The sequence below is a fragment of the Hymenobacter sp. IS2118 genome (assembly GCF_000715495.1).
In the GTDB taxonomy this organism is placed as follows: Bacteria; Bacteroidota; Bacteroidia; order Cytophagales; family Hymenobacteraceae; genus Hymenobacter.
The window spans coordinates 1-23,539 of sequence record NZ_JNLX01000172.1 but is presented as its reverse complement, the minus strand read 5'-3'; the positions used below and the strand labels follow the sequence as shown (position 1 = coordinate 23,539).

22 protein-coding genes are annotated in these 23,539 nt (G+C 61.1%); 9 read left to right on the top strand and 13 right to left on the bottom strand.

The window, feature by feature from the left end:
• Nucleotides 1-82 precede the first annotated feature (82 nt).
• On the top strand, nucleotides 83-1,087 hold the full coding sequence (gene meaB / locus GM79_RS18100; RefSeq protein WP_035566789.1) for a methylmalonyl Co-A mutase-associated GTPase MeaB: 1,005 nt from the start codon (nucleotides 83-85) through the stop codon (nucleotides 1,085-1,087).
• Between the two features lie 92 nt (nucleotides 1,088-1,179).
• On the opposite strand, the gene GM79_RS18095 is transcribed toward meaB, so the two are convergent.
• Nucleotides 1,180-1,485 carry a hypothetical protein gene (locus GM79_RS18095; protein ID WP_035566786.1) on the bottom strand — a complete coding sequence of 102 codons (306 nt, stop codon included), beginning with the start codon at nucleotides 1,483-1,485 and terminating at the stop codon, nucleotides 1,180-1,182.
• 174 nt (nucleotides 1,486-1,659) lie between these two features.
• Here GM79_RS18095 and GM79_RS18090 point away from each other — a divergent pair, with 174 nt between their 5' ends.
• Nucleotides 1,660-3,282: a S8 family serine peptidase gene (locus GM79_RS18090; RefSeq protein WP_035566783.1), complete on the top strand. Its 1,623-nt coding sequence runs from the start codon at nucleotides 1,660-1,662 to the stop codon at nucleotides 3,280-3,282.
• A gap of 39 nt (nucleotides 3,283-3,321) precedes the next feature.
• Here the strand turns inward: GM79_RS18090 and GM79_RS18085 are convergent, their stop codons facing one another.
• Entirely contained in the window at nucleotides 3,322-5,889 is a 2,568-nt protein-coding gene (locus tag GM79_RS18085; protein ID WP_051719045.1) for a DUF5916 domain-containing protein, read from the bottom strand.
• Nucleotides 5,890-6,222: 333 nt separating this feature from the next.
• On the opposite strand from GM79_RS18085, the gene GM79_RS18080 reads away from it, so the two are divergent.
• Nucleotides 6,223-7,626 (top strand): chloride channel protein, encoded by a 1,404-nt coding sequence (locus GM79_RS18080; protein ID WP_035566780.1) that lies wholly within the window; start codon nucleotides 6,223-6,225, stop codon nucleotides 7,624-7,626.
• A gap of 37 nt (nucleotides 7,627-7,663) precedes the next feature.
• On the opposite strand, the gene GM79_RS25600 is transcribed toward GM79_RS18080, so the two are convergent.
• Both GM79_RS25600 and GM79_RS18070 read right to left on the bottom strand, forming a co-directional pair.
• On the bottom strand, nucleotides 7,664-10,174 hold the full coding sequence (locus tag GM79_RS25600; protein WP_051719044.1) for a M56 family metallopeptidase: 2,511 nt from the start codon (nucleotides 10,172-10,174) through the stop codon (nucleotides 7,664-7,666).
• On the bottom strand, nucleotides 10,161-10,586 hold the full coding sequence (locus GM79_RS18070; protein ID WP_035566830.1) for a BlaI/MecI/CopY family transcriptional regulator: 426 nt from the start codon (nucleotides 10,584-10,586) through the stop codon (nucleotides 10,161-10,163). The genes GM79_RS25600 and GM79_RS18070 overlap by 14 nt, the downstream gene beginning before the upstream one ends.
• Nucleotides 10,587-10,827: 241 nt before the next feature.
• On the opposite strand from GM79_RS18070, the gene GM79_RS18065 reads away from it, so the two are divergent.
• A complete protein-coding gene (locus GM79_RS18065; RefSeq protein WP_035566777.1) occupies nucleotides 10,828-11,430 on the top strand; it encodes a hypothetical protein in 603 nt (200 codons plus the stop codon).
• Between the two features lie 7 nt (nucleotides 11,431-11,437).
• Here GM79_RS18065 and folB read toward each other — a convergent pair whose 3' ends face one another.
• From folB to GM79_RS18050, 3 genes are all read right to left on the bottom strand, one after another.
• Nucleotides 11,438-11,809 (bottom strand): dihydroneopterin aldolase, encoded by a 372-nt coding sequence (gene folB, locus GM79_RS18060; protein WP_035566776.1) that lies wholly within the window; start codon nucleotides 11,807-11,809, stop codon nucleotides 11,438-11,440.
• Between the two features lie 246 nt (nucleotides 11,810-12,055).
• On the bottom strand, nucleotides 12,056-13,135 hold the full coding sequence (locus tag GM79_RS23315) for a DivIVA domain-containing protein (protein WP_051719043.1): 1,080 nt from the start codon (nucleotides 13,133-13,135) through the stop codon (nucleotides 12,056-12,058).
• Between the two features lie 86 nt (nucleotides 13,136-13,221).
• On the bottom strand, nucleotides 13,222-14,154 hold the full coding sequence (locus tag GM79_RS18050) for a WD40 repeat domain-containing protein (protein ID WP_035566774.1): 933 nt from the start codon (nucleotides 14,152-14,154) through the stop codon (nucleotides 13,222-13,224).
• Between the two features lie 111 nt (nucleotides 14,155-14,265).
• On the opposite strand from GM79_RS18050, the gene GM79_RS18045 reads away from it, so the two are divergent.
• From GM79_RS18045 to GM79_RS18030, 3 genes are all read left to right on the top strand, one after another.
• Nucleotides 14,266-14,958 carry a 4'-phosphopantetheinyl transferase family protein gene (locus GM79_RS18045; RefSeq protein ID WP_161787215.1) on the top strand — a complete coding sequence of 231 codons (693 nt, stop codon included), beginning with the start codon at nucleotides 14,266-14,268 and terminating at the stop codon, nucleotides 14,956-14,958.
• Nucleotides 14,959-14,998: 40 nt separating this feature from the next.
• Nucleotides 14,999-15,577 (top strand): redoxin domain-containing protein, encoded by a 579-nt coding sequence (locus GM79_RS18040; RefSeq protein ID WP_051719042.1) that lies wholly within the window; start codon nucleotides 14,999-15,001, stop codon nucleotides 15,575-15,577.
• A gap of 334 nt (nucleotides 15,578-15,911) precedes the next feature.
• Nucleotides 15,912-16,313, top strand: coding sequence for a hypothetical protein (locus GM79_RS18030; protein WP_035566762.1), 402 nt, complete (start codon nucleotides 15,912-15,914; stop codon nucleotides 16,311-16,313).
• Nucleotides 16,314-16,691: 378 nt separating this feature from the next.
• Here GM79_RS18030 and GM79_RS18025 read toward each other — a convergent pair whose 3' ends face one another.
• From GM79_RS18025 to GM79_RS18005, 6 genes are all read right to left on the bottom strand, one after another.
• Nucleotides 16,692-17,132, bottom strand: a complete 441-nt coding sequence (locus tag GM79_RS18025) for a hypothetical protein (RefSeq protein ID WP_035566759.1) — start codon at nucleotides 17,130-17,132, stop codon at nucleotides 16,692-16,694.
• Between the two features lie 130 nt (nucleotides 17,133-17,262).
• Nucleotides 17,263-19,815 (bottom strand): ATP-binding protein, encoded by a 2,553-nt coding sequence (locus GM79_RS23310; protein WP_051719041.1) that lies wholly within the window; start codon nucleotides 19,813-19,815, stop codon nucleotides 17,263-17,265.
• A gap of 313 nt (nucleotides 19,816-20,128) precedes the next feature.
• Nucleotides 20,129-20,329, bottom strand: a complete 201-nt coding sequence (locus GM79_RS26580) for an integrase core domain-containing protein (protein WP_161787214.1) — start codon at nucleotides 20,327-20,329, stop codon at nucleotides 20,129-20,131.
• Entirely contained in the window at nucleotides 20,232-21,050 is an 819-nt protein-coding gene (locus GM79_RS18015) for an IS3 family transposase (protein ID WP_051719040.1), read from the bottom strand. Before GM79_RS18015 ends, GM79_RS26580 begins: the two co-directional genes overlap by 98 nt.
• Complete coding sequence (locus GM79_RS18010) at nucleotides 21,047-21,352, bottom strand: transposase (protein ID WP_035566756.1); 306 nt, start codon at nucleotides 21,350-21,352, stop codon at nucleotides 21,047-21,049. Before GM79_RS18010 ends, GM79_RS18015 begins: the two co-directional genes overlap by 4 nt.
• Before the next feature lie 498 nt (nucleotides 21,353-21,850).
• A complete protein-coding gene (locus tag GM79_RS18005; RefSeq protein ID WP_051719039.1) occupies nucleotides 21,851-22,495 on the bottom strand; it encodes a response regulator transcription factor in 645 nt (214 codons plus the stop codon).
• Nucleotides 22,496-22,573: 78 nt separating this feature from the next.
• On the opposite strand from GM79_RS18005, the gene GM79_RS18000 reads away from it, so the two are divergent.
• The gene (locus tag GM79_RS18000; protein ID WP_051718595.1) at nucleotides 22,574-22,963 is read left to right on the top strand and encodes a hypothetical protein; all 390 of its coding nucleotides are present in this window, start codon (nucleotides 22,574-22,576) and stop codon (nucleotides 22,961-22,963) included.
• A gap of 2 nt (nucleotides 22,964-22,965) precedes the next feature.
• Nucleotides 22,966-23,523 carry an IS630 family transposase gene (locus GM79_RS17995; protein ID WP_051718594.1) on the top strand — a complete coding sequence of 186 codons (558 nt, stop codon included), beginning with the start codon at nucleotides 22,966-22,968 and terminating at the stop codon, nucleotides 23,521-23,523.
• Nucleotides 23,524-23,539: the final 16 nt, after the last annotated feature.

Genomic DNA, 23,539 nt, shown 5'->3' with positions numbered 1-23,539 from the left:
AGGCGTAAAATAAGCTACTGCCGCGTAATTCGGTTCTTAGCGCGTTGCTTTGCCGACCCGTCCTCGCCCTTCGCCCCTGCCCATGCCTCCCAAACGACTTTCCGCCGCCGAGTACACTGCCGGCATTCTGGCCGGCAACCGCACGGTGCTGGGCCGCGCCATCACGCTGGTTGAAAGCACCCTGCCGGCAGACCAGGCCCTGGCGCAGCAGGTGCTGCAAGCGGCGCTGCCGCACACCGGCCGCAGCCTGCGGGTGGGCATCACGGGCGTGCCGGGCGTGGGCAAAAGCACGTTTATTGAAGCGCTGGGCCGGTATTTGGTCGAGACGCGGGGTCACAAGCTGGCCGTATTGGCCGTGGACCCCAGCAGCCAGCGCGGCGGCGGCAGCATTCTGGGCGACAAAACCCGGATGCCCTGGCTCTCGGCGCACGCGGCGGCGTTTATCCGCCCCTCCCCCGCTGGCGGCAGCCTGGGCGGCGTGGCGCGCGCCACCCGCGAAGCTCTGCTCCTGTGCGAAGCGGCGGGCCACGACGTTATTTTCGTGGAAACCGTGGGCGTGGGCCAGTCCGAAACTACGGTGCACGGCATGGTCGATTTTTTCCTGCTGCTGCTGCTGGCCGGGGCCGGCGACGAATTGCAGGGCCTCAAGCGCGGCATCATGGAAATGGCCGACGCCCTGTGCATCACCAAAGCCGACCACGGCAACGAGCAGGCCGCCCGCCGCGCCCGCCTCGACTATCAGAACGCGCTGCACCTGTTCCCCGCCGCGCCCTCGGGCCAGGTGCAGCCGGTACTGCTCAGCTCCGCGCTGGGCGGCACCGGCCTGGCCGACGTGTGGACCGTGATTGAAGACTACGCCACCGCAACGCGGGAAAACGGCTATTTCCAGCAGCGGCGGCAGCAGCAGCAACTGCAGTGGCTGCACCAAAGTATCGTGCAGGAGCTGGAAACCCGGTTTTACGCTGATGCAGCCGTGCGCCACCGCCTGCCCGCAGTGCAGCAGGCCGTAGCCGCCGGCCAACTCACGCCCTTCGCGGCGGCCACGGAACTGCTGGGGTTGCCGGGCGGGCTCACAGAAAAACGCTAAGCGGCTTGGTCTTATAACCAGCTAAAAACCCCGGAAGAGACATCAGTTGCAGTTGATTTTCTATTACAAAGGGGTATTAAATTTCACGCAAATCACACCGAAAACCTTTTACTGAAAGCATCTGAATAATATTCTATTTTGCATTCACCGTTGAGCATATTTTTTAATTCCTTGGCTAGTTTCAATCCTTCATCATCAAGCCGATGCAAGTATTTTTCTGAACTAATGTTGTCATAAATCTTCTGAGACTTTTTATAGTTACTCAGCCAGGAAGTGAACCGGCTCAGAAAATCTTCATTCAAATTCAGCGTATTTAATTCAATATACACTCCCAAAAACTGGTCGCGTAGGCCTGTTGAGTGAATAAAACCATCAACGGTGAGGTAGCGGCTTTTCATAGATACAAATTATTTACAAGGGTTGAATCCCTTGACTTAGACTTATACTTCCGTCAGGGAGCTTGATTATTTTCGTTAGCAGCAACATTTCAATCTTTGGAGCGCAAGCTATCTACATTCCCCTTTGCACTTTATTAAAAATTTACTTTCAGAACAATGATTTCATTATTTCCAATGCCCACTTCTACTTTCTCGCGTTTTCCCCAACTGGCGCTGCTCGGCCTATTATCATTCACTAGCCTCACGGCCCGCGCCCAAAACGAAACCGGGCGCCGCTGGCAGCACCTGGATTTGCAAGCCGACGGCGTGCCCGGCATCAGCGCCGACCGCGCGTACCGGGAGCTGCTGGCCAACCGCAAGCCCACGCCCGTGCTGGTGGCCGTGCTCGATTCGGGCATCGATTCTACCCACCAGGATTTGAAAGCCGTGCTGTGGCGCAAGCCCAGCGAAATAGCCGGCAATGGCGTGGACGACGACCAGAACGGCTACGTGGACGACGTGCGCGGCTGGAACTTTCTGGGCGGCAAAGACGGGCAAAATATTGCCGTGGAAACCCTGGAGCAAACCCGCATCTACGGCCAATACAAGGCGCAGTTTGAAGGTAAAAAGCGCAAGTCGCTGTCAGTGGCCGACCAGGCTAAATTCGATGTGTACGCGCTGGCCAAAGCCTCGTACCTGAAAGATGTGGCCGCCGAAAACAAGCAGCTTTTGATGCTGAACGAAGCTTTCACCAGCAATACGGCCACCTTCGAGCGAATGAAGCAGGCACTGAATACCCCCCGCCTCGACACGGCCCTGCTGCGGCAGGCGGCTCGCTCCCGGCCCGATGTGTCCGGCGCCGGCTCGTTGTACGCCTTCCTGAGCCGCAACCACTTTGCCAGCACCGACGAGTCGCTGAAAAGCCTCACCGAAGCCATTACGCACTCCCGCGACCGGGTAGAAAAAAGCCTGAACCCCGCCTACAACCCGCGCCCGATTGTGGGCGACGACGTGGCCAACCTCGCCGAAACCGGCTACGGCAACCCCGACTCGCAGGGGCCCGACGCCACCCACGGCACGCACTGCGCGGGCATTATCGCGGGTGTGCGCGGCAACCAGCTCGGCGCCGACGGCGTGGCCGACGCGGTACGAATCATGAGCGTGCGCTCGACGCCCAGCGGCGACGAGCGCGACAAGGACGTGGCCAACGCCATCCGGTATGCCGTGGACAACGGCGCCCAGATTATCAGCATGAGCTTCGGCAAAGACTACTCGCCAGATAAGGCCGCGGTAGACGCCGCTATGCGCTACGCCGACCAGAAAGGCGTGCTGCTGGTGCACGCCGCCGGCAACAGCGGCAACGACAACGACGCCGGCCTGAATTATCCGTCGGCCCGCTACCTCAACGGCCAGGACATTGCCAACCAGATTACGGTGGGCGCCAGCAGCCGCCTCAACACCCCGGAGCTGGCGGCCAGGTTCTCGAACTATGGCAAGCAAACCGTGGACGTGTTCGCGCCCGGCGTCGACATTTATTCCTCTACCCCCGCTAATACTTACGCTACTTTCAGCGGTACCAGCATGGCTGCGCCCGTGGTGGCGGGCGTGGCGGCGGTGCTGAAATCGTACTTTCCCCAGCTCACGGCGTTGCAGCTCAAGCAGATTATTCTGCAATCGGCGGTGCCGTACCACACCAAGGTGAACAAGCCCGGCACCAAAAAGCTGGTAGACTTTGCCACCCTTTCCAAAAGCGGCGGCATCGTGAACCTCTACGAAGCCGTGAAACTGGCCGACCAGCAAACGGCAGCCGTGAAGTAGCGCACGCTACAGCAAGCAACCTCGAACTGCGGCCAGATTCTACCCCCGGCGCGGCCGCAGGCTCAGGTAATCAAGATAATAGAGCACTTTCATCGACACCGAGTTATTGTGCGGGGTGTTGATGGTGCTGGTGAAATTGTCGAAATACTGTGGCGTGGCCTGGTCGGCAAACAGCTCTCTGGTGCTGGCGTTTTTCCACACGATGCTGATTTGGGAGCCCGGCGCGAACCACCACGAGTACACGGCGTCCACGTTGAAGGCGTTGTAGGTGTTGTCGCGGTTGCGCTGGTAGGCCGCGGCGGTTTCCACGCCGTCGGGGCGCAGGCGGCTGAAGTCGCGGTAGTGCACGTTGCTCACGTAGTGCCGCGTGCGGATGTTGAACGACATGCGGTTGGTGAAGGTGTAAGTAACCGTGGCCGTGTTAGTGACGGTGGCTACGCTGCGGCGCCCCAGCAGCACGTCGCCACTCCGGCCGCCGAAGTCGGTGAGCAGGGCCGCGTCCTCGGCAATACCAGCGTTAAGGCCGCCGGCGTAGCCAATCTGGTTGCGAATCAGCTCGTAGCTGGTTGCGTACACGAAGCTGAGGTGGTCGTTGGCCCGGTAGCGCGGGCTCAGGCTTAGAAACAGCGTATTGCGGTTGGTACGGGTGCCATCGGCCGCGAAAAGCCGGGCGGCGTACCGTACGTCGTAGGCAAATTTGCGGCGGTAGTCCGAAGACAAGAAGCCGTTGATGCGGGCATTGGCAGGCTTGCGCACGTAGTAGCGGCCCAGCGGCGCGCGGCGCGGGTCGAAATAGTCGCGGGCCAGCGGCAGCGCCTGCAGGTCGAGGCCAGCGGTGAGGAAGTTTTTGGTGAAGGTGGTGTTGCCGCCCAAATACAGGCCCGCTTCCTGGTAGAGCGTGGGCTTTTGCAGCAGCGAGTAGCTGATGCTACCGTAGGTGCGCAGGTTGTTCACCTTCCAGAATGGCTTGTAAATGTTGTAGTTGACGTTGAAGGACTGTGAAATCTCGTTATTACTGAACAGGATACCCAAGTCATTAGGGTTGTAGGTACTCGACTCAATGCCGTGGTCGACGCTCCAGGTGAAATTGCCGCTGATTTTGCCAAAGTTGAGGTAGTATTTGTACCCGTTCTGGTCCTCTACTTCGCTCTCCCGGTTAAAGGCCTTGCCGCGCCGGTGCGAGTAGATGAGCTGCCCGTCAATGGCATACGCATTGGCCTTGTTGGCGAAGCGAAACAGGCCGCCGGTCACATTGGCGTCGTAGGTGCGGCCGGCGCGCGTCACGTTGGTGTTGATGAGACTCACGAAAGAGTTGTTCTTCAGGCTTTGGTCGAGCACCGCAATGCTATAGTTGCTGAACGGCTGGGTGAGTACCTCGCGTTGGGCGCCGGTGGTGCTGTCCTGCACCGTGGCGTACACGTCGTTGCTCAGGGCGTTGAAAATGCCCACGCCCAGGCCCTTGCTGGTGCGCCCCGACACCTTGGTGGCGTTGAGCAGGCGCGTCACGCCGGGGTTTTCCACCACGAACTCGCCGCCGCGCCGGCTGCCATCGCCCGCCCGCTCGCCGGCCCGTAGCTGGCCGCTCACCTGCCCGAAGCCGATGGGCGTGGCCCCCACCCGCCGCGAATAAAACAGCCCGCCTTTGTTGAACAGCTCCGTGCCTTCGGTGAAAAACTGCCGATTTTCGGCGAACTGCACTTCGAAGGGCGAGAGGTTGAGCACTTGATTGTCGCTCTGCACCTGCCCAAAATCGGGCACGAGCGTGGCATCGAGCGTGAAGCTTTCGTTGATGCCCCACTTCACGTCGGCCCCGCCGTTGAAGCTGGTACTAGTGTTTTTCTTGCCCTGCTCGTTGAAGGGGTAGTGGTCGACGTAGGTCGAAACGTAGGGCGTGAGCGAGAGGCGCAGCGGTGGCTTGAGGTCGCGCAGGCCCGTGAGCTCGCCCCACTGGTTCACGAAGCCCGACACCTGGGGCTTGACTTCGTTCCAGAAAAAAACCTGTCGCGTGCTACGCCGCTGCCGGCCAAAATTCAGCCCCCACACCTGCTCCTCGGCCTTGCTGAAGCGAATGGCCGAAAAGGGAATCCGCATTTCGGCCACCCAGTCGGTGCCCTGCAAAGTAGTGCGCGAGTCCCACACGGCGTTCCAGTTGCCGTCTTCGCCGGTGGCGGGCGAGTTGCGCAGGTCTACCTGCACGCCGCCGGGCGTGAGCAGGAACTCATAGCCGTTGAGGTGGTCGTTATACGTGTCGATGAACACGCCAAACCAGTCGGAATTGCCAATATTGTCGCGGGCCGTGAGCTCGCGCAGAATGGAATCCTGCGACACATCGTGCATAATGGCGCCCACGTAAATCGCGGCGTCATCGTAGAGAATGCGTACTTCGGTGGGGTATTTTTCGGGGCGGCCCGGCGTGGGTTCCAGCTCGGTAAACTGCGAGGCGATGGGCGCCGTCTGCCACACGGCCTCGTCGAGCAAGCCGTCCAGCTTGAGGGGCGTGCTGATGCGCACGGCTTTGAGCTGGCGTTTGGGCGCCGGCCGGGCGGCCTCGGCAGTAGCCGAAACGGGCGGTGGCACCTGCTGGCCATGGGCGCTGCCCGCAAACATCCCCAACCAACATATCAATAAAAAATAACGCATATCCTTACTTCCGAACACCTAAATCTGGGTAGGCCCATAGATGACGCAAAGGTCCGAAAGTTGCGTGTTCCCGCCTAATTTATCTAGCCAACCTGCCAGAAACTGCCCCGTTTGCATAATCACCCGCAGCGTTTTTTTGATAGCCTGAGTGCGCGGCCATTCAGAAATTATGGACCGGAGCTGTACCACCAGTCAGCCAGATAATTCCCCAAAGCCAGCGGCGGGAGACGGGGCAGACCCGTCGACGGGCGGCGGCGCCAGCGACGCCCCTGCTCAAATTACCCGCACCTTTGTGGGCCTATGCCCGATGCTACTTCCCGCTACGCCCGCGCCCTGGCCTGGCTCGACCACGTTTTTATCCAGCCGCTCTACACCGCCCGGGTGCGGCGCCTCATCCTGCAAAGCTTCCCCTTCTGGATTGCCTCCCTGCTGACCGGGCTCATGGCCGTGGGCTACGAAAAGGTGTTTGTCTGGGCCGAGGCCGTGAGCTTCGACTGGCTGCGCCGCGAGCCGCTGCTGGCTTTTGGGCTCACGCCGCTGGCCTTCCTGGTGTCGTGGGCGCTGGTGAAACGGCTTGCCCCGGCGGCGCGGGGCAGCGGCATCCCGCAGGTCATGGCCGGCATCCAGCTTTCGACGCCCGCCCAGCACCGGCACACGGCCTACCTGCTCAGTTTGCGGGTGGCGGTGGTGAAGGTGCTGAGTAGCGTGGTGCTGCTGCTGGGCGGCGGCGTTATCGGGCGCGAAGGACCCACGATTCAGGTGGCAGCGGCCATTTTCCGGGCCATCAACCGCCTGCAGCCGGCGGGCTGGCCGCAGCTCTCGCGCCAGATTGCGCTGGTTACGGGCGGAGCCGCCGGCCTGGCGGCGGCCTTCAACACCCCGCTTGGCGGCATCGTGTTCGTGGTCGAGGAACTGACTCAGATTCACCTCTCGCGCTTTCGCATGGCCGTGTTCAGCGCCGTAATTATTGCCGGCCTCACGGCCCAGCAGTTTTTGGGTCCTTATCTGTACCTGGGCTTTCCCAAAATCACTTCGCCGGCCGGCTGGTATCAGGTACTGGTGATGGCCACGGCCGTGGCCTGCGGGCTGGCGGGCGCGTATTTTGCCAAAACCCTGCTTTGGCTCAACGTTCAGCGGCAGCGTTTCACGACCACGCTGGCGCAGGCCGGCTGGGTGGTGGGCTGTGGCCTGCTGCTGGCCGGCCTCGCCTACGCCGTGGGCCCCGACGGCGTGGGCACGGGCAAGCCCATCATCAACCGGCTGCTGTTTCAAAACGATGGTGCCACGCCCGGCTACCTGTTTCCGGTGCGTTTCGCGGGCATGGCCCTGAGCTACAGCAGCGGCGGCGCGGGCGGCGTGTTTGCTACCTCACTCAGCGCGGGCGCGCTGCTCGGCGATGGGGTGGCCCGGCTGGCGCATGTAGCCGTGGCCGACCGCAACCTGCTGATTCTGGTGAGCATGGTGGGCTTTCTCACCGGCGTAGTACGCTCGCCTTTCACGGCCGCCATTCTGGTGCTGGAAATGACGGACCGGCATTCGGCCATCTTCCAGCTGCTGATTGGCGCCATGCTGGCCCAGGCCGTGGCCGCGCTCGTCGACCCGCACTCCCTGTACGAGCACCTGCGCCAGGGCTTCATCCGCGAAACGCTGCACCAAAACGCCGAGCCGACGCCGTTGCCGGCCGGAACCCCACCACCGCAATAGTGGTGATGATGGCCCGGCCGGCGTATTTGGCAGCACCTTACTCGTCGGAAGAATACGACAGGGTATGCACCTGGCCGGGGCCGTCGTGGCCCACCAGCTTGCGGTATTTGGCCGCCAGAGCCTCCGACTGCCGCTTGCCGTTCACGGTCAGTCCCGCGTCGTTGAGTTGAAGCTGAAAGCTTTTGTCGGTTGGGCCAATCAGCCCGTCTTTGCGCAGCTCGTCACGCAATGCTTTGGTGTCCGCTTTCGGCGCCTGCGGGGGCCGGGGCGGGGCGGGCGCCTGGAAAGCCGGCGGGGCGGGCGGGGCAACCGGGCCACGGGGCGGGCGCGGCGGCCGAGGCACGTCGTTGCCGCTTTGGAACACATTGGTATTGGACGTCCTGTTCATGGTCATCTCCCACGAGCCGGTGGCGCTCATTTTGCGTCCAGTGGTGCTTTCGTACAGCTTCAGATAGCTTCGAAAAACGGCGGGGGGCTGGGTTTTACCGTTCACTACCATGCTGCTGGCGTTTAATTTGACCTGGTAGTTACGCCGGTCCTTCACCAACCCATCCTTCACCAGCTGCGCCACGAGAGCTTCGTTTTGCTTGCGCTCCCGCTCGGCTCGCTCTTGGTCACGACTGGCGCGCTCCTGGTCACGACTGGCGCGCTCCTGGTCACGGCTGGCGCGCTCCTGGTCACGGCTGGCGCGCTCCTGGTCACGGCTAGCTCGCTCCTGGTCTTGCTTGGCGCGCTCCTGGTCACGGCTGGCGCGCTCCTGGTCGCGGCTGGCTTGGGCGGCCTGTTGCTGGTCCTGGTTTTGGCCGGGGCGTGTTTCCTGCAGGTCTTGTCCTTCCTGCTGCGATTCGCGAATGTGCTCCTGTAGCGCTACTTGTTGGTCACGCAACTCCTGCTCACGGTCGCGCAGCACCGGTTGGCGCTCGCTCAATTCTTCAATGGCACGCTGGCCAGCCTGAAGGTTTTTCACGGCGCTAGCTTCGCGCAGGGCATTTTCGACCGGGCGCGAGGCCTGCTGCTGGCCATCGAGGGGGCCGCTCAGGCTTTGGTTGAGGCTGCCCGGTGTAAATAGTCGAAAATTGCTGTCCGACTGGCTTAGCTGCCCAGCATTCGGCAGCCCATCGCGGTAGAACGCGCCCCGCTCCGACAGACCCGGCGCTAGCACCTGGTATTCCGAGGGCCTGGCGGCCCGGCTCCCAAACGGCGCACTATCGCCATTGTCCCGAAAAACAGCGCTATTCCCTTCCGGTGAGCCGTACGGCTCCGTCTGAATCTTCTCAAAGTCTGGATTTTTAGCGCTGCCGTTTCCGGGCAAAGCATGTGTTGTACCAGCCTGCCAATCGAAGCCCACTAGCTTAGCTGGCTCCGTAAGCGGACCGGCAATGACCACGCTGCTGCCCAGCAGGCCCAGGCCACCCAGCACCAGGGCCCCGGCCAGCAAGCCTTCGGCCAGGGTGGGAGCCGCAGGGCGGCGCTGCACCAGGCGGCGCACCCGGCTCAGCAAGGCTCCGCGGCCGCTCATGGCGGCCAGGGCCAGCCGCGGGTTGGCGGGTACCACGGCGCTTTGGCTCCATTCGGCCAGGTCAGTCAGGGCGCAGGCTAGTCGCAGCGCATTGCCCCCGCACAGGACGGTAGCGGCGTCATCGCAGCAATTTTCGCGCTCGGCCCGCACGCAGCCGGCCACAAACCACACGGCCGGATGGTAGAAGAACAGCACTTCAGCCACGGTTTGCAACAGGTTCACCAGGTAGTCGCGGCGCATGACGTGGGCAATTTCGTGGGCCAGAATGGCTTCCAGACTTGCCGGCGATAAGCCCGCCACCATGCCCAGCGGCAGCAAAATCACGGGCCGCAAATGCCCTACTACCAACGGCACGCGCACCAGCGCCGATTCCAGCAGGGCCACCGGCCGCCGCACCCCGGCGCGCCCGGCCAAAGCCATGAGCCGGGCCTGCCACACGGCCCCTAAGGGGCGCACGCGGCTATGCCGCAGCCGCCGCACGTAGAGCAGGCCGCCCATCATGCGCAGGCTCATGGCCAGCAGCCCCAGCAGCCAAGCCACCACAAACAGCGGCAGATTATTATCGAAGTAGCGCAGCCCCGCCGTCAGCCAGGCCGCTTTGTAACCAGGGCGTTTAGTCGTTTCCTTTTCGGCCATTTCCCGCAATTCTGGCCGGGAGCCCTCAGCCAGAATTGCACTGTTGACGCTGCTGGCAAGCGGCATTATCCCCGCAGCTGCAGCCAGGGGGGCCGGGCGGGCATTCACCGGTTGGGAAACAACGGGCCCATTCGCAACCAAGACATCAGGCAAAACACCGTGCTGCCCGCCCGAATTGAAATACACCCCAAAAGTGATGCCCGCCAGTATCACCACTGCGACCAGCGCCCCCACCGAGGCCAGGTAGCGCACCTCGGCGCGCTGCCGGCGCAACAGCAGCAGCGCGCCCGCCAGCACGCCCGCCACCAAAACGCCCTGCCACAGCGAGTGCAGCAGCGTCCAACCCAAAGCCCGTGTCAGCGCGGGCGAAACGAAATTATCAAGCGCGGTCATCGTCGTCGGAATTAGAGGTGGAATTTTGGATTTCAATGTCGTTGAGCAAACGCCGGATTTGCGCCAGCTCATCGGCGGAAGTCGAGCGGCTGCCCAGGGCCTGCATCACCAGCTTCATGGCCGAGCCGCCGAAGGTGGCGGCCACGAACTTATCGAGCAGCAGGCCCTGGGTTTCCTGCTCGCGCACCGCCGCCCGGTACACGTGGCTGCGGTCGGCAGCGTCGCGCCGCACCAGGGCCTTCTCCAGCATCAATTGCAGGATTTTGAGGGTGGTGGTGTAGCCGACCTCGGCTTGCCGCCGCTGGCTCAGGCTGTCGTTGATGGCCCGCACGGTGGCCGGCCCGTGCTGCCAGAGCACGTGTAGGATTTCCAGTTCGGCATCCGTAGGTTTGGGGGGAGTTGCTTGGCTCATGCTGATAAAACCCGAGGTCACTACGAATCATTTCGTAGAATGAGACAAAGATGATACGAAATGATTCGTAGTTGCAAGAAATATCTACGATACAATTCGTACTATTGTGCAAAACTCTTTATTTCAGCGCATTAATTATTCGGGTTAAAATTTATTCGTGCGAAAGCCCTCTCCTCTTGTACCGGAACCTGACCCATTAGCGCGATTTCGCCACGCTTTTTTCGGGCCTTACGACCACTACATGGGCTGGCACGATGGCTACGCTGCTGACTTAAAAGTGCTCGACCAGCTGGCACCGCAGCACCGCCTCCTGGCCGAAGCCGAGCTTTGCCAGGCCCTGCGCAGCCAGACCGCCGACCCCCGGGCCGTGCTGGGGCTAGGGCACCTGCGCAGCCGCGCTAGCCTGCCAATACTCCACGACAACCTGCTCCGCTTCGGCATCTACGCCCTGGGCGCAATCGCCAGCATCGACCCGGCGGCCCTGGCTACCGACCGAGTATTAGCACTTTTATCCGACAACCAGCTCTCCGAGGACCAGCTCTACCGTTTGGCCATTGGCTTAGGTGTCTATTTCACGCTCGCCCAACTCGACCCGCGGGTGCCGGCCCAATTGCTGGAATTAATGGCCCACGAACAGTATTTGGTGCGCTACCATGCCCTGGACGCCCTTCGCCGACTTCATCATTTGCCCGACCCTGCGGCTGGCAACGGGGCCACCATCACGCGGGCCGACATCTACCGCGACACCATATTTGGCTGCATCAGCACCAACGGGCGGGCCACCGATTTTCGGCGGGCACAGAACCTACTCCGTGCTCAAATCCAGGCAGCGCCTTCTGCCTGATAAGTTCTCAGCCGGCGGCCGGCTTGCGCTTCCGCACCAGCGTTACCCTGGCCCGGTGGCAGATGCCGCCCAGCGGCGGGTTGAACTTGCTCACGCTCACCTGCACTTTGCGCACGTGGGGCAGCTCGTCCATAATCCGGTCGAGCACGCGGTGGGCAACGTGCTCCAGCAGCCGGGCGGGGGCCCGCATTTCTTCGGCCACCAGTCGGTACAGCACTTCGTAATTCACGGTTTCGTGCAGCTTATCCGACTCGCCGGCGGCCAGCAGATTGGTGGTGATGTAGAGGTCCACTCCGTATTTGTTGCCGATTTTCTGCTCCTCGTCGTAATAGCCGTGGAAAGCAAAAAACTCCAGTCCTTCGAGTGCGATTTGGCCCATGCTGCGGTGGGGAGATAATGAGGTGGTGAAATAGTGAGGCGCGTGCTACGCAGTTACTCAACTAGTAGACGGAGCCCATTGAGGCCTCACTATCCATCGGCCGGAGTTTCCAAAGCACCACCCGCTAACAGCTGAAACCAGACTATTCCGCGACTACGCAGCAAAAGTCGACCACAAAAAAAGAAGACCTGCCATCACGACAGGTCTTTCCCCAAATTCAATTGCAAAATCCAGAAAATTCGGGGTCTAGATTTCGTCAAAAAATGACTTTTCCGTCACTGCGGCTGCCACAGGCGCCGCTGCTTCTTTCACAACGGGTTTCTCGGCAGTAGCGGCTTTCTCCATGCCGGGGTGCATGGGGGCCGGCGGATTAATCTCGGGCCGGTCGGGGCCGATGGGGCGAATTTCGGGCTCGGTAGGGTCTACCTGGGGGGCGCCGGGATGCGGCACCTGCGCGGGCACGGGCGGGTCGATGTGCGGCGCGGGCGAAATACCGGGGTTTTCGGCGGGCGCGGTGGGCCGCTCAATGTCGGGGGTTGGCGTGGTGTAGGGGTCGGGCTGCTGGCCGGGCTTGGGATTGTAACCGGTGGTGGCGGCGGCGCGCTCCAGCTGTTCTTCGGAACGGCTGCGGGCACCCGGCGCGAAAGAAGCGGGCGTGGCGGCCGCAACAGCGGCAGCCGGCAAGGTGGCGGAGGAGGAAGTAACCTGCATGGTGGGAGTGGGCTCAGGAGTGGGTTCGGCGGCCGGTTCTTTCGGGCGCTCTACCTGTACGCGCGCCGCCCGCGAAAGGATGGCTGCCGTGCCGCCTTTGGGCCGGTTGCGGGCCTTTTCCACCTTGTCCAGCGCGTCGGACGCGAGCAGGTGCAGGTCGCGGGCCAGGCTGTCGAGCTGCTGCTCCATCCGCTGGCATTCCTGGCCCAGCCCGGTTACTTCGCGCTGCATTTCCGACACCGTTTTTTCGGCCTGCTGGTAGGCCTCGTCCACCACGGTACGGGCGCGCTGGCGGGCCTCGGTCAGCAGCTGCTCGGCCTGAAACTGGGCTTCGCGGATGCTCAAATCGGCTTCGCGCTGGGCTTGCTCGGTGATGTTGTTGCTGGTGTCTTCGGCCGTTTTCAGGGTGCGGTAGAGGCTGCTTTCCACTTCGCGCATCTTCTGCACGTCCTGCTGGGCGTGTTCCAGCTTGAGGCGCAGCTCGCGGTTTTCGTCGCCCAGCCGCTCCCACTGCTGCGAAATCGTGTTCAGAAAGGCCTGCACCTCGTCTTTATCAACCCCCCGGAAGGATTTTTCAAAGGTTTTCTGGCGGATATCGAGGGCAGTTATTTTCATGTTAGCGGTTAGCCTTTAGCGGTTAGCTATTAGCTTTTTCAGGTTGATTTAGTAAGACGCTAATTCCAGAAAGGAGCTACCAGCTGCTAGCTGTCAGCTCCCACAGCCCATACGGCCAGGCTGCGGTCGTCGCTACACGAAACTAGCCGGTTTTCGGTGCCCGGCCAAACCACCCGATTCACGGAAGTGCCGTGCCCGGCCGCCCGCGCCCGGTCCAGCACGCGCAGCAGGGTCATGGTAGCCGCATCCCAAAGCTTGATGCTCTTATCGAGGCTGCACGAGGCCAGGTAACGCCCGTCCGGACTAAACACCAGGTGGTTGATGGTGTACATGTGGGCCGGCACGGTGGCAGCCAGCGCGTAGCCCGCGGCCACGTTCCAGCTCCGGATTTGGGCGTCGCGCCCAGCCGTGAAGAGGTGCGTGCCGTCGGGTGAATAGGCCACCGAAAAAACCGAATTAGTGCTTTCGCCCAGCGTAAACCTGGTTTCCAGCGAGTCCAGGTCCAGAATGTAGGTGCGCGTATCGGAGCTGCCCACGGCCAGCTCGCCGCGGCCTTCGTGCAGGGCCAGGCTGCGCAGGCTTTTGTCGGTGAGGCGGAGGAGCTTTTCCAGTTTAAATGCCGGGATGCTCAGCACGGCCAGGGTGCCGTCGCCCAGCCCCACGTACAGGCGCTGCCGGCTTTCGGAAAACACCATTTCGAAAATGGCCACCGGCGGCAGCGCCGTGGCCTGCACCAGCTGGCGCCGCTCCAGGTCGAGGGCCTGAATTCCTTGAAAATTATGCCCCAGAACCAGTAAATTCAGCGCCGGCAGGTGCCGCAGGGCATACACCGAGTTTTCGACACGGGCCAGCAGCTCGCCGTCGCGGGCAGGGTCGGCGGCGTCCCAGCCCACCACCATGCCATCGGCGCTACCCGAGTAAATGTTGCCCGCCGAGCCGCCCGTCAGGGCATACACCGCGTCGCGGTGGCCAGCCAACGTGGCGATTTTAGTGACGGGTGGGCGAAAAATATCGGACATACAAGCGCCGCAAAGGTAGCTTCGCGGTTGGTTGCTGACGGCTATTTGCCGGTTTTCAGCTGAATGCGGCTGCCCAACCTCTACGCCTGCCGCCTCCCTACTCCTCCCGCCATGCCGCTTCATACCCTCCAGCGCCTCTCCCCTACCGCCGTGCTGGGCCTGTGGCACCTCACCGAAACTCCGGCCGAGTTGTGGGCCGCGTTGCCCCAGGCCGCCATATACCAAACCCTGATGCCCGCCGCCGCCGATGCCGGGCGCCAGGCGCAATGGCTGGCGGGGCGGGCGTTGGCCCACCGGCTGCTACCAGAACTGATAAACCAGCCCCCCGGTGGCGCAGTGGTGCGGAACGACGAGACCGGCCGCCCGTGGCTATCAGGCCTTGACGCCGAGCCCCCGGTGCTGTCGCTGTCGCACTCCGGCGCGTGGGTGGCGGCGGTGGTGGCCCAGAGTGGCCGGGCCGGCATCGACGTGGAAATGATTCGCGACAAGGCCCAGCGGCTGGCCCCCCGGTTTCTGAGCGCGGCGGAATACGCCGAGGCCGGGCTGGCGGCCCAGGCCGCGCCCGCCCACGCCAATGCGCACTACACCCGCCTTTGGAGCGCCAAAGAGACCCTCTACAAGCTAGCTGCGCAGCGCGGCATTATTTTTAGGGAACAACTCCTGCTCAGTTCTTTCGTTGCGGAAGAATCCGGCGAAATCCCGGCTACGTTGGTACGGAACGGTACCCAGACGCGGCACTGCATTTGCTATTACCAACCCGCGCCCGGCTACGTACTCACCTATTGCCACGAACCCAACCCGTAGCCGACAGCGCCGTCTTCTCCTTATGTCATACCTTTCCGCCATGTCCTTTCGCCGAATCTCTATCCTCGCTGCCTTAACCCTGCTGGCCGGCACGCTGGCCATCGGAACAGCCCGCGCCCAAAGCAATACCGTGGCTGACTTCACTCTGAAAACTGCCGCCAACGCCAGTGTTTCCCTTAAAAACTTCGCGGGCAACAAAGCCGTGGTCGTGGTTTTCGTGAACCCGGCCTGCGCCTTTTCCCGCCTCTATCAGGACCGGCTGGCCGCCCTGAGCAGCGCCTACCGCAGCAAGGGCGTGGAGTTTCTCTTCATCAACGTGCCCATCAACCTCGACCCGGCCGGCAATGCCGCCCCTGGCGAAGTGACCCTGCCCACCCTCACCGATGCCAGCCAGCAAGTGAGCGCCCTGCTGGGCGTGAGTAAAACCGCCGAAGCCGTGGTATTGCAGCCCAGCGCGGGCGGTTTCGCCATTCGCTACCGTGGCGCCATCGACGACAACCCCCAGATGGCCGGCAGCGTGCAGCAAGCCTACCTCAAGCAGGTGCTCGATAACGTGCTGGCCGGCCGTGCCGCCGGTGTGGCCGACAAACGAGCCGCCGGCTGCCTGATTAAGCGGTAAAACCGCTCATCGTGGGCTAGCACAACGACTGGCCTTTTCTGAGCCCGCCCGCCGCCAACTCGCTCACTGCCAAGAATTTTACCCACGCCAAGCCCCGCAAAACCAGCCGCAAGCAGGAGTAGACGACGAATTGGTCAAGGAATAGCGTCTCATGCGGAAGTATCTCGGAGCGTCGGAAAAGGTACAGGATGGTGTTCATCTGCCGTATCAGAGCCAAAAATGGGCTGGCAAAGGCCCTTTCGCTAACTGCTGACTCTAACTACGAAACAGGTAAAACTTGAACTACCGTTTTGAGGACCGAAATTACTACACTGTCCAGGCGCTATCTTACTCGATGATTTTTTCTATTACGCCACACGTCGGTGCGCGTGAATTACAGTTCGGCATGAACCGGACGGCCATACGCGCGCACTTGGCCGAAACGCCCGAAAGATTTTTTCGGGGCGAGGCAGAGGACACCGATTTCTACGCATTCTTGGGCTTGTTTGCGCTTTACAACGCAGCAGAAACGTGCGTCGCGCTGGAATTCACTCGCCCGGCCCGCGTGCTCATTGGGGAAGTTTCGTTGCTGTCTTTATCGAAAAAGAAGGCGTTGGCACTCTTCGAGGCCGACCCAGCTTTGGAGCACGACGGGGCCGGCTACACCTGTTACCAGCAGGGCATCGGGGCCTATTACGAGGCATCGCAGCGTGCCGGAAGCGTCATTGCTTTTTCACCTGACTGTTACAGTTCATAATCTGCGGGTTGTTTGTCCTGCTCCTTCTTGGACACCCACAAACAGAATTTTGACTGCAGTCGGGCAATGCATCTCCACCCTTCCTTGTGTGGGAATTGTCCATTTACATAATTGGTCTTATCCGACAACTCTTGAAATAAGTGCGAGTTTCGGCCTCCTTCCGGAGCACGGCCGGTGTGGTACTTTGGCGGGGGCTAAACTCCATTTGGGGAGTTTACGAAACTCATCTACTTGGCGCGTTTCGTAAACTTTGAATCGTAGACGAGTTTTTTAAACTCGAACTGCCGTGCAGGGGCTTAATGGCACCTGATGCCGTGCAGCTGCGAGGTGTTCACCGAAAGGAGCCGTTAATCAAACCGGCCCCATAACAACAGCAGACTACTCCGGCGAATAATAGTACCCGATTTCTTCGGTGATGGAGTCGAAGTCGCTGGCGAGCACGAAATTCCAGCCCAGCTCCACGGCGTGGCCGACGGCGCTCAGATGCGCGCACGCCGCGTGGTTGGCCGGTTCCGCGTCCTGGCACTCACTCAAGTGCTGCCAAAGCCCGCAGAGCAGCGTCGAAACAGCGTAGGCCAGGGTTCGGTCCAGCGGGATAGCGACTTTATCGGCCCAACTCCGCTGGGAAGGAACCGGGCCGTTGAGGTGGCGATTGATGGCCTCGTAGCAGGCCACCACGTCGGCCAGCTGCTGGGCCACGGCGGGGCCGGGCTGGGGCTCCTGGGCCAGGGCCTGCAGTAAGCCGTCGGCTGCTGGCACGCCCGTACTGGGCAGATTCGCGTGGTTCAACAGGCGCTGGATGGCCTCGGGGTACTCCATGGGAGGAAAGTAGGCAACGAACAGAGAAAGCCTGGCTCATGGCGCCAATAGCCGCACGGGGCTCCCATTTGAAACCGGTTCACTGAAACGGTACTACGTTGAACACGGCCCGTTCAAAAACAGGAGCGTTCTAAAGTGCCGGCTGGTGCATTACACTATTCAGGGGCAGGACCATCGAAAAGGTCGTGCCTTGGCCTTCCTGGCTCTCCACGGTGAGCGTCCCGCCGTGGCCCTGCGCGATGATGTCGTAACTGAGCGAAAGCCCCAGGCCGGTGCCCTCGCCCGGGGGCTTCGTGGTGAAAAAAGGCTGAAAGATTTTGGCCTGCACATCCGGCGGCATACCCGTGCCATTGTCCTGCACCCGAATTTGAATATGGTCGCCCTGCCGGTGGGTGCTCACTTGTACAGTAGGCTGATAGCCTATCCCATCTAGCTGCTGCCGGTGCTTCACGGCATAGAAGGCATTGCCCAACAGGTTCAACAGCACCCGGCCTAGGTCGGCGCCCACGGCGCTCACCGGGGGCAGCGCCACGTCAAAGGCGGTTTTCAGCTCACAGGTGAAGCTGTTGTCCTTGGCGCGCAGGCCCTGATAGGCTAGGCGCAGGTACTCCTCGCTCAGCGCATTCACATCCACTGGCGCCCGCTTGCCGGTGCTCTGGCGGCTGTGCTCCAGCATGCCGCGCACGATGCTGGCCGCCCGCTGCCCGTGCTCGTGAATCTTGCCCAGGTTCTGGCGTAAGTCGCCGACGAGTTCCGCTTCTAACTCGGCGTCGCGCTCGGGGCGCTGCTGCGCGTCGACCAGTTCATCCAGCAGTTCGGTGCTGACTTCGGAGAAGTTATTGACGAAGTTGAGCGGGTTCTGCATCTCGTGGGCAATGCCCGCCGTCAGTTCGCCCAGGCTCGCCAGCTTTTCTTTTTGGATAAGCTGGCTTTGGGTGTCCCGTAACCGTTGAACCGTTTGGCCCAAGGCCTCGAATGACTCCGCATTCTCCAGGGCAATGGCCGTATAGATGGCAATGGTGCGGAGCATAAACAGGTGATAGTCTGAGTAGGCATTCTGGTCAAAACTTTGCACTGTAATCACACCCAGAATCTTCTCCTTCACCAGCAGGGGCAGGTAGATCAGCGAGACCGCCTGCCGACCCTCATGGGGGGTAGGCACCTGTTGAATGAAGGCCTGGTACTCCTGGTGGAGGTGCCCCAAAATAATCTCCCGGCGTTCGCTGAAACACAGGACGGCAAAGCGATTGGCATCGGTGAGGGCGTTGGCATAAAAAGGCAGTACCTGCCCCAGCTCGTAGGTAGCCGGAAAGTCGATGCGCTGGCGGGCGGGGTTGTAAATACCAATGCCAAACACGGCCGCGTCCATCAGCGTATTGACATTGCTGTAGACGGTGCCGATGATGTTCTCTACTGAGAGCGAGGCGGTGATCTTGCGGCCAATCTGGCCCAGTTGCTCCACGTTGGTGTAGGCTTGCTGGAGACTTTCTTTTTGCACCAACAGCTCGGCGGCTTTCTGGTCAATCTCCTGTTTCTGCTCCTGAAGCAGTCCGTTGGCCCGCTGCTTCTGGCGGTTGTTGCGGTAGAGCAGAAAGGCCACTAGTAGCAGGGTGAAGAGCCCGCCCAACAGCAGGTTAAACTTCAGCGTGGTTCGGGCCTGCTGCCGGGCCTCTTCAAGCTCCTGCTGGCGCTGGGTTTCGGCGAAGCTGAGCCGCTGGAACTGTTTTTGTTTTTCCTGGCCGAAGAGGGTATCTTTGGCCATCAGGGCCTCGCGCTGGTAGGCAAAGGCGCTGTCTAGCTGGCGGGTGGCGGCATACTGGCGGGTGAGAAACAGGCTGGCCTTCATCACCCGTTCGACAAAGCCGGCCTTTCGGGCGATGGCCAGCGAGCGGTGGGCGTAGTAGCGGCTCGAATCAGGTGTGCCCTGTTGCTCAAACAGGGTAGCCATGCCCAGATACACTTCGCACAACCCCTCGTCTTGTTCCTGTTCAATGAGCGGGGGTAGACTCAAGCGGAAATAGCGCAAGGCCGCCTGCGGCTTCCCGGCTTTGGCATTGATGTTACCCAGGTTACCTAACGCATATCCCAAGAATACTTGATTCCCTGCCTTGCTGGCCAGTGCATAGGTCATGTTGGTGTAAAAGAGGGCCGAATCGAGCCTGTTTATCTTTTCGTACGTATCGCCCAGGTTTAGTGTAGTAGTCAGAATTAGCTGCTGATTAGAAATGGCTTTGGCAAGGCTGAGTGCTTTCAGGAGATAGTCGATTGCCTGTCGCTGATTACCCTGGACAGCATAATCAGCGCCAATATTCGTAAACAGCCGCGCAATCTGTAGCCGGTCTCCGGCAGCTTCGGCTTTTTTGAGGGCCAGCAGGTGGAGTTGCAGGGCTTTGGGGTAGTTACCCATCAGGCGTGTTGCATTGCCAAGCAGACCGGTGCTGCGAATCTGCCCCGTTACAAAGACAGTTTTATTGGCCAGGGTCAGGGCCTGCTGCGCTAGCCGCATAGCGGTATCCGGCTTGGAATAAATATATATCCCGGATAATCTCACCAGCAAATTCACCCGGCTGGTGTCAGGCTGATGGGTGGCGAGTGCCTGTTTGAGGCTGTCGGTCAGAGTGGTTTGTGCCAGGCAGCAGGCCGGCAGCAGGAGCAGCAATACAAGGGTACGAATGAACCTCATGGGTGATGATGGGTGGGTAAATGAATCACAAACTCGGTGCTTTTGCCTGCCGCACTCTCCACAGTGAGTGTACCACCGTGGCCTTTGGTGATAAGGGCATAGCTCAGCGATAAATAGCCAGGTTTAGCCGTCCGACTATTAAACTAGGACATGATTTTAGTGCGGCTAAAATCATGCTTAAGCCACTTGTGAATCAGAAGCATAAGCCGCAGTTGGCATGTCGTTCTCTATCGGGTTGGGGATTACTTATAACCTGACTTGCAGCTTCGTGGGGTCTCCGGAGCCGAAGAACATGGCATCTGAGGTGGTCTAGTTAAGCAGGAGAGAATTGGGTGATGTTGTTAAGTTGTTGTTGGTGAAATTGATAAGGCTTCTGGTAGGCAATGCTGGAGTGGCGACGCTCGTGGTTGTAGTAGTCAAAATAGTAGGCGACGCTGGCCTGCGCGTCGGCCAGGTCGGCAAAGACGGGCCAGTCGCGGGCTTCGAGCTCCTCGGTTTTGAGGCGGGACCACAAGCACAAAAAAATTTCGTCGGTTTTCAGCTTGGGCATTGTCGTAGCACTCACCGCGTCGGCTGTGGGAGAGCTCGGCCTGGGCGGCGTGCAGCAGGGCCTTGTAGGCGTTGCCCACGTACTGCCCGCCCCGGTCGGAGTGGACAATCAGGCCAGGGGCGGGCCGTTGGGCCAGTAGCGCCCGCTGCAAGGCGCTGGTGACCAGGGCTTCGGGCATATCGGCCCGCACCTGCCAGCCCACCACATGCTTGGTGCACAGGTCCTGAAACGCGCACAGGTACGCCCAGGCCCCGCTGGCCAAGGGCAGATACGTGATGTCCGAGACCCAGACCCGGTTGGCCTGGGTGGGCTTGGGCTGGTCCAGCAGCAAGTTGGGGGCGCAGCGCCGCCCGTGGGTCGAATCGGTGGTGCGCGGGACGAAGGACTTGGGCTGCAATGCTTGCCGCCCGTGCCGGCGCAGCCCCGTGCGCAAGGCCTGGCGGCCCACCCGGCAGCCCTTTTTCCGCAACTCGACCCGGAGCCGGCGTGTGCCGTAGCGGCGTTTGTGGTGGTCAAAGACGGCCACCATTTCCGTTTCCCATCCCGGTTCGCTCGTTTCCCCGGCCCCGGCCGCTTGCGCTAACCGCCAGGCGTAGCAGCGGCTGGGCACCACGCCCAGTACCTGACACAGCTGCTGGATGGGGTGAGCGGAGCGCTGCTGGTCAATAAATTGCAGCGTACTCACGGGGTCGGGGGATGCGAGAGCCTGCGTTTAAAGCAGGCGCTGGCGATGGCTTTTTTTAAAATCTCCAGTTCTTGCGCCAGCCGTTTATTGGCCGCGCGCAACGCCCGCACTTCGGCGGCCTCGGTCGGGTCGGCGGGAAGGGGCGGCTGGGCCGCTTTCTGCCAGGCGTAAATGCGCTTGGCGTCGATGTTCAGGGCGCGGGCGGCGGCCAGCGTGGAGCGGCTTTCGCTGGCCAGCCGCAGGGCTTCGGCGCGGAAGGCCGCATCATAGCGCGGTCGTTTCGAAGGAGGAGCTTTTTCCATGAGGTTGGGAAGTTAGCACCCAATTCTCTCCTTGTTCACCCGACCACCTCATTGTTGGTCAACCGCAAATCGTTTGGGTGGCGCCTAATGGGTTTCCTTGTAACTGTTGCCGTGGCCCTATTCGGACTGTTCTTGTACGAGGACCTGAAGTGGTGGAGTAGCGTCTTGGTGTTTAGCCCGTTCCTAACCGGGATATACGAGCTATACTTCTTGCCCCGGAAGGCGTCCGTGAGGCAATAGAAGGTTTACGAAAACGGTGATTAAAATAACCTGGCAGCTTTTTTTACATCTTACAAACAGTTATCTGCAACATGTGAAACCAAAAAAACGCCTTCCATAATCATGAAGCGGACCGTGGTATTCGGCTGAACCCAGAGCCACCGAGACACCGATGCTCCAAACCCACGAAACAGCCGCGTTGGGAGGCGTCGGCCGCCGAAATACCGGCACCCGAAATCAGTCGCCGTCAGCAACAAACCAGGAAACAAGGGCAAGACTTCAACTGATATCCAGCAGTTTGTGCTTGATGGCGAACACGGCTAGGCTGGCGGCATTGCTCACGCCGGTTTTTTCGAGCAGGCTGCGGCGGTGCCCCTCCACAGTGCGGAAGCAGATGAACAGCTGGTCGGCAATCCGCGACGAGCTGTGGCCCTGGCAGAGCAGCACCAACACCTCCTTTTCGCGCTCGGTTAGCTGGTTGAGGAGCTGCGGGTCGGCGGTTTTGCGCGGGGCCGGTTTCTGGGCCTCCTGCAGTCCTTGGCGCATCACCTTGGCCACCGTGTCGTCGAAATAATAGCCTTTGCTGTACACTTGGTCGATGGCCTCACCCAGAATGCGCTGGTCAATGTCCTTGGGCAGGTAGCCGTGCACGCCCAGCTTCACCAGGTCGAGGATGAAGTCGTGAGAATAATCCATCGAGAGGATGATAATTTTTATTGCCGGGTGGTGCTCCAGCAGCTCGCGGCTCACTTCCCGCCCGTCCATGTCCTGCATGTGCAGGTCGAGCAGCACCACGTCGGGCCGGGCCTCGGGCAGGGCGGCGAATAATTCCTGGCCGGAGGCGGCTTCCAGCATCACTTCGTAGGTGGCGAAGCGGCGCAGAATGTAGCTCAGGCCCTGACGAAACAGGGTGTGGTCGTCCACAATGGCCAGTCTTACCGGTTGGGGAGGGCTTAGAGCGGTTTCCAATTCAGTGTACAGAATTCTGCATATTTTCACCTGATGAAAGCGTATTCGATTGATTTGCGGGAACGGGTAGCGGCGGCTTGTGCCGCGCCGCAGGCCCGGATTTACCAAGTCGCTGCCCAATTCAGCGTATCCGTTTCGTTTGTGGACAAGCTGTTGCAGCGCCAGCGCCGCACGGGTTCGCTGGCCGCCCTACCCGCACGCGGCGGCCCGGTGCCGCGCCTGGACCCGGCGGGCGAGGCGCTGTTGCGGGCCTGTCTGGTGGCGCAGCCCGACGCGACGCTGGCCGAACTGGGCACCGCCTTGCACGCCGCCGAGGGCCCGGTCCTGAGCCGCACCAGTACGTGGCGGGCGGTGGAGCGCCTGGGCTGGGGGCGTAAAAAAAAAGCATCCACGCCGCCGAGCGCGACACCGAACGGGTCGTAGCGTTGCGCCGCTTGTTTGTGGAAGCTATTCAGGAAGAAGACGTTACTCATTTTGTGTTTGTGGACGAAACGAGCACCAACCTCACGTACTGCCGCCGCTACGGCCGGGCCCCCGCCGGCCGGCGCGTGGACCAGGCGGTGCCCTTGCACAACGGCCCGAACGTGACGCTTATCGCGGCCCTGACCCCGGACGGACTCGGGGCGTTGCTCACCGTCAATGGGGCCGTCAACGGCGACGTGTTCGCGGCCTATTTGGACCAGGTGCTCGGCCCCACGTTGCAGCCGGGCGACGTGGTGGTGCTCGACAACTTGACGGTACACAAAGTCGACGGCCTGGACGAAATTGCCCAAAAATACGGCGCCCGCTTGCGCTACCTGCCGCCTTACTCGCCTGATTTCAACCCCATTGAACTCGCTTTTAGCAAACTCAAGACGTGGCTACGCACCACCAAAGCACGCACCTGCGACCTGCTGGAAGAGGCTATCCAGGCGGCTGCCGAATGGATAAATGAACAGGATGCCAAAAACTGGTTTGACCATTGCGGATATCATGTACACTGATTTGGAAACCGCTCTA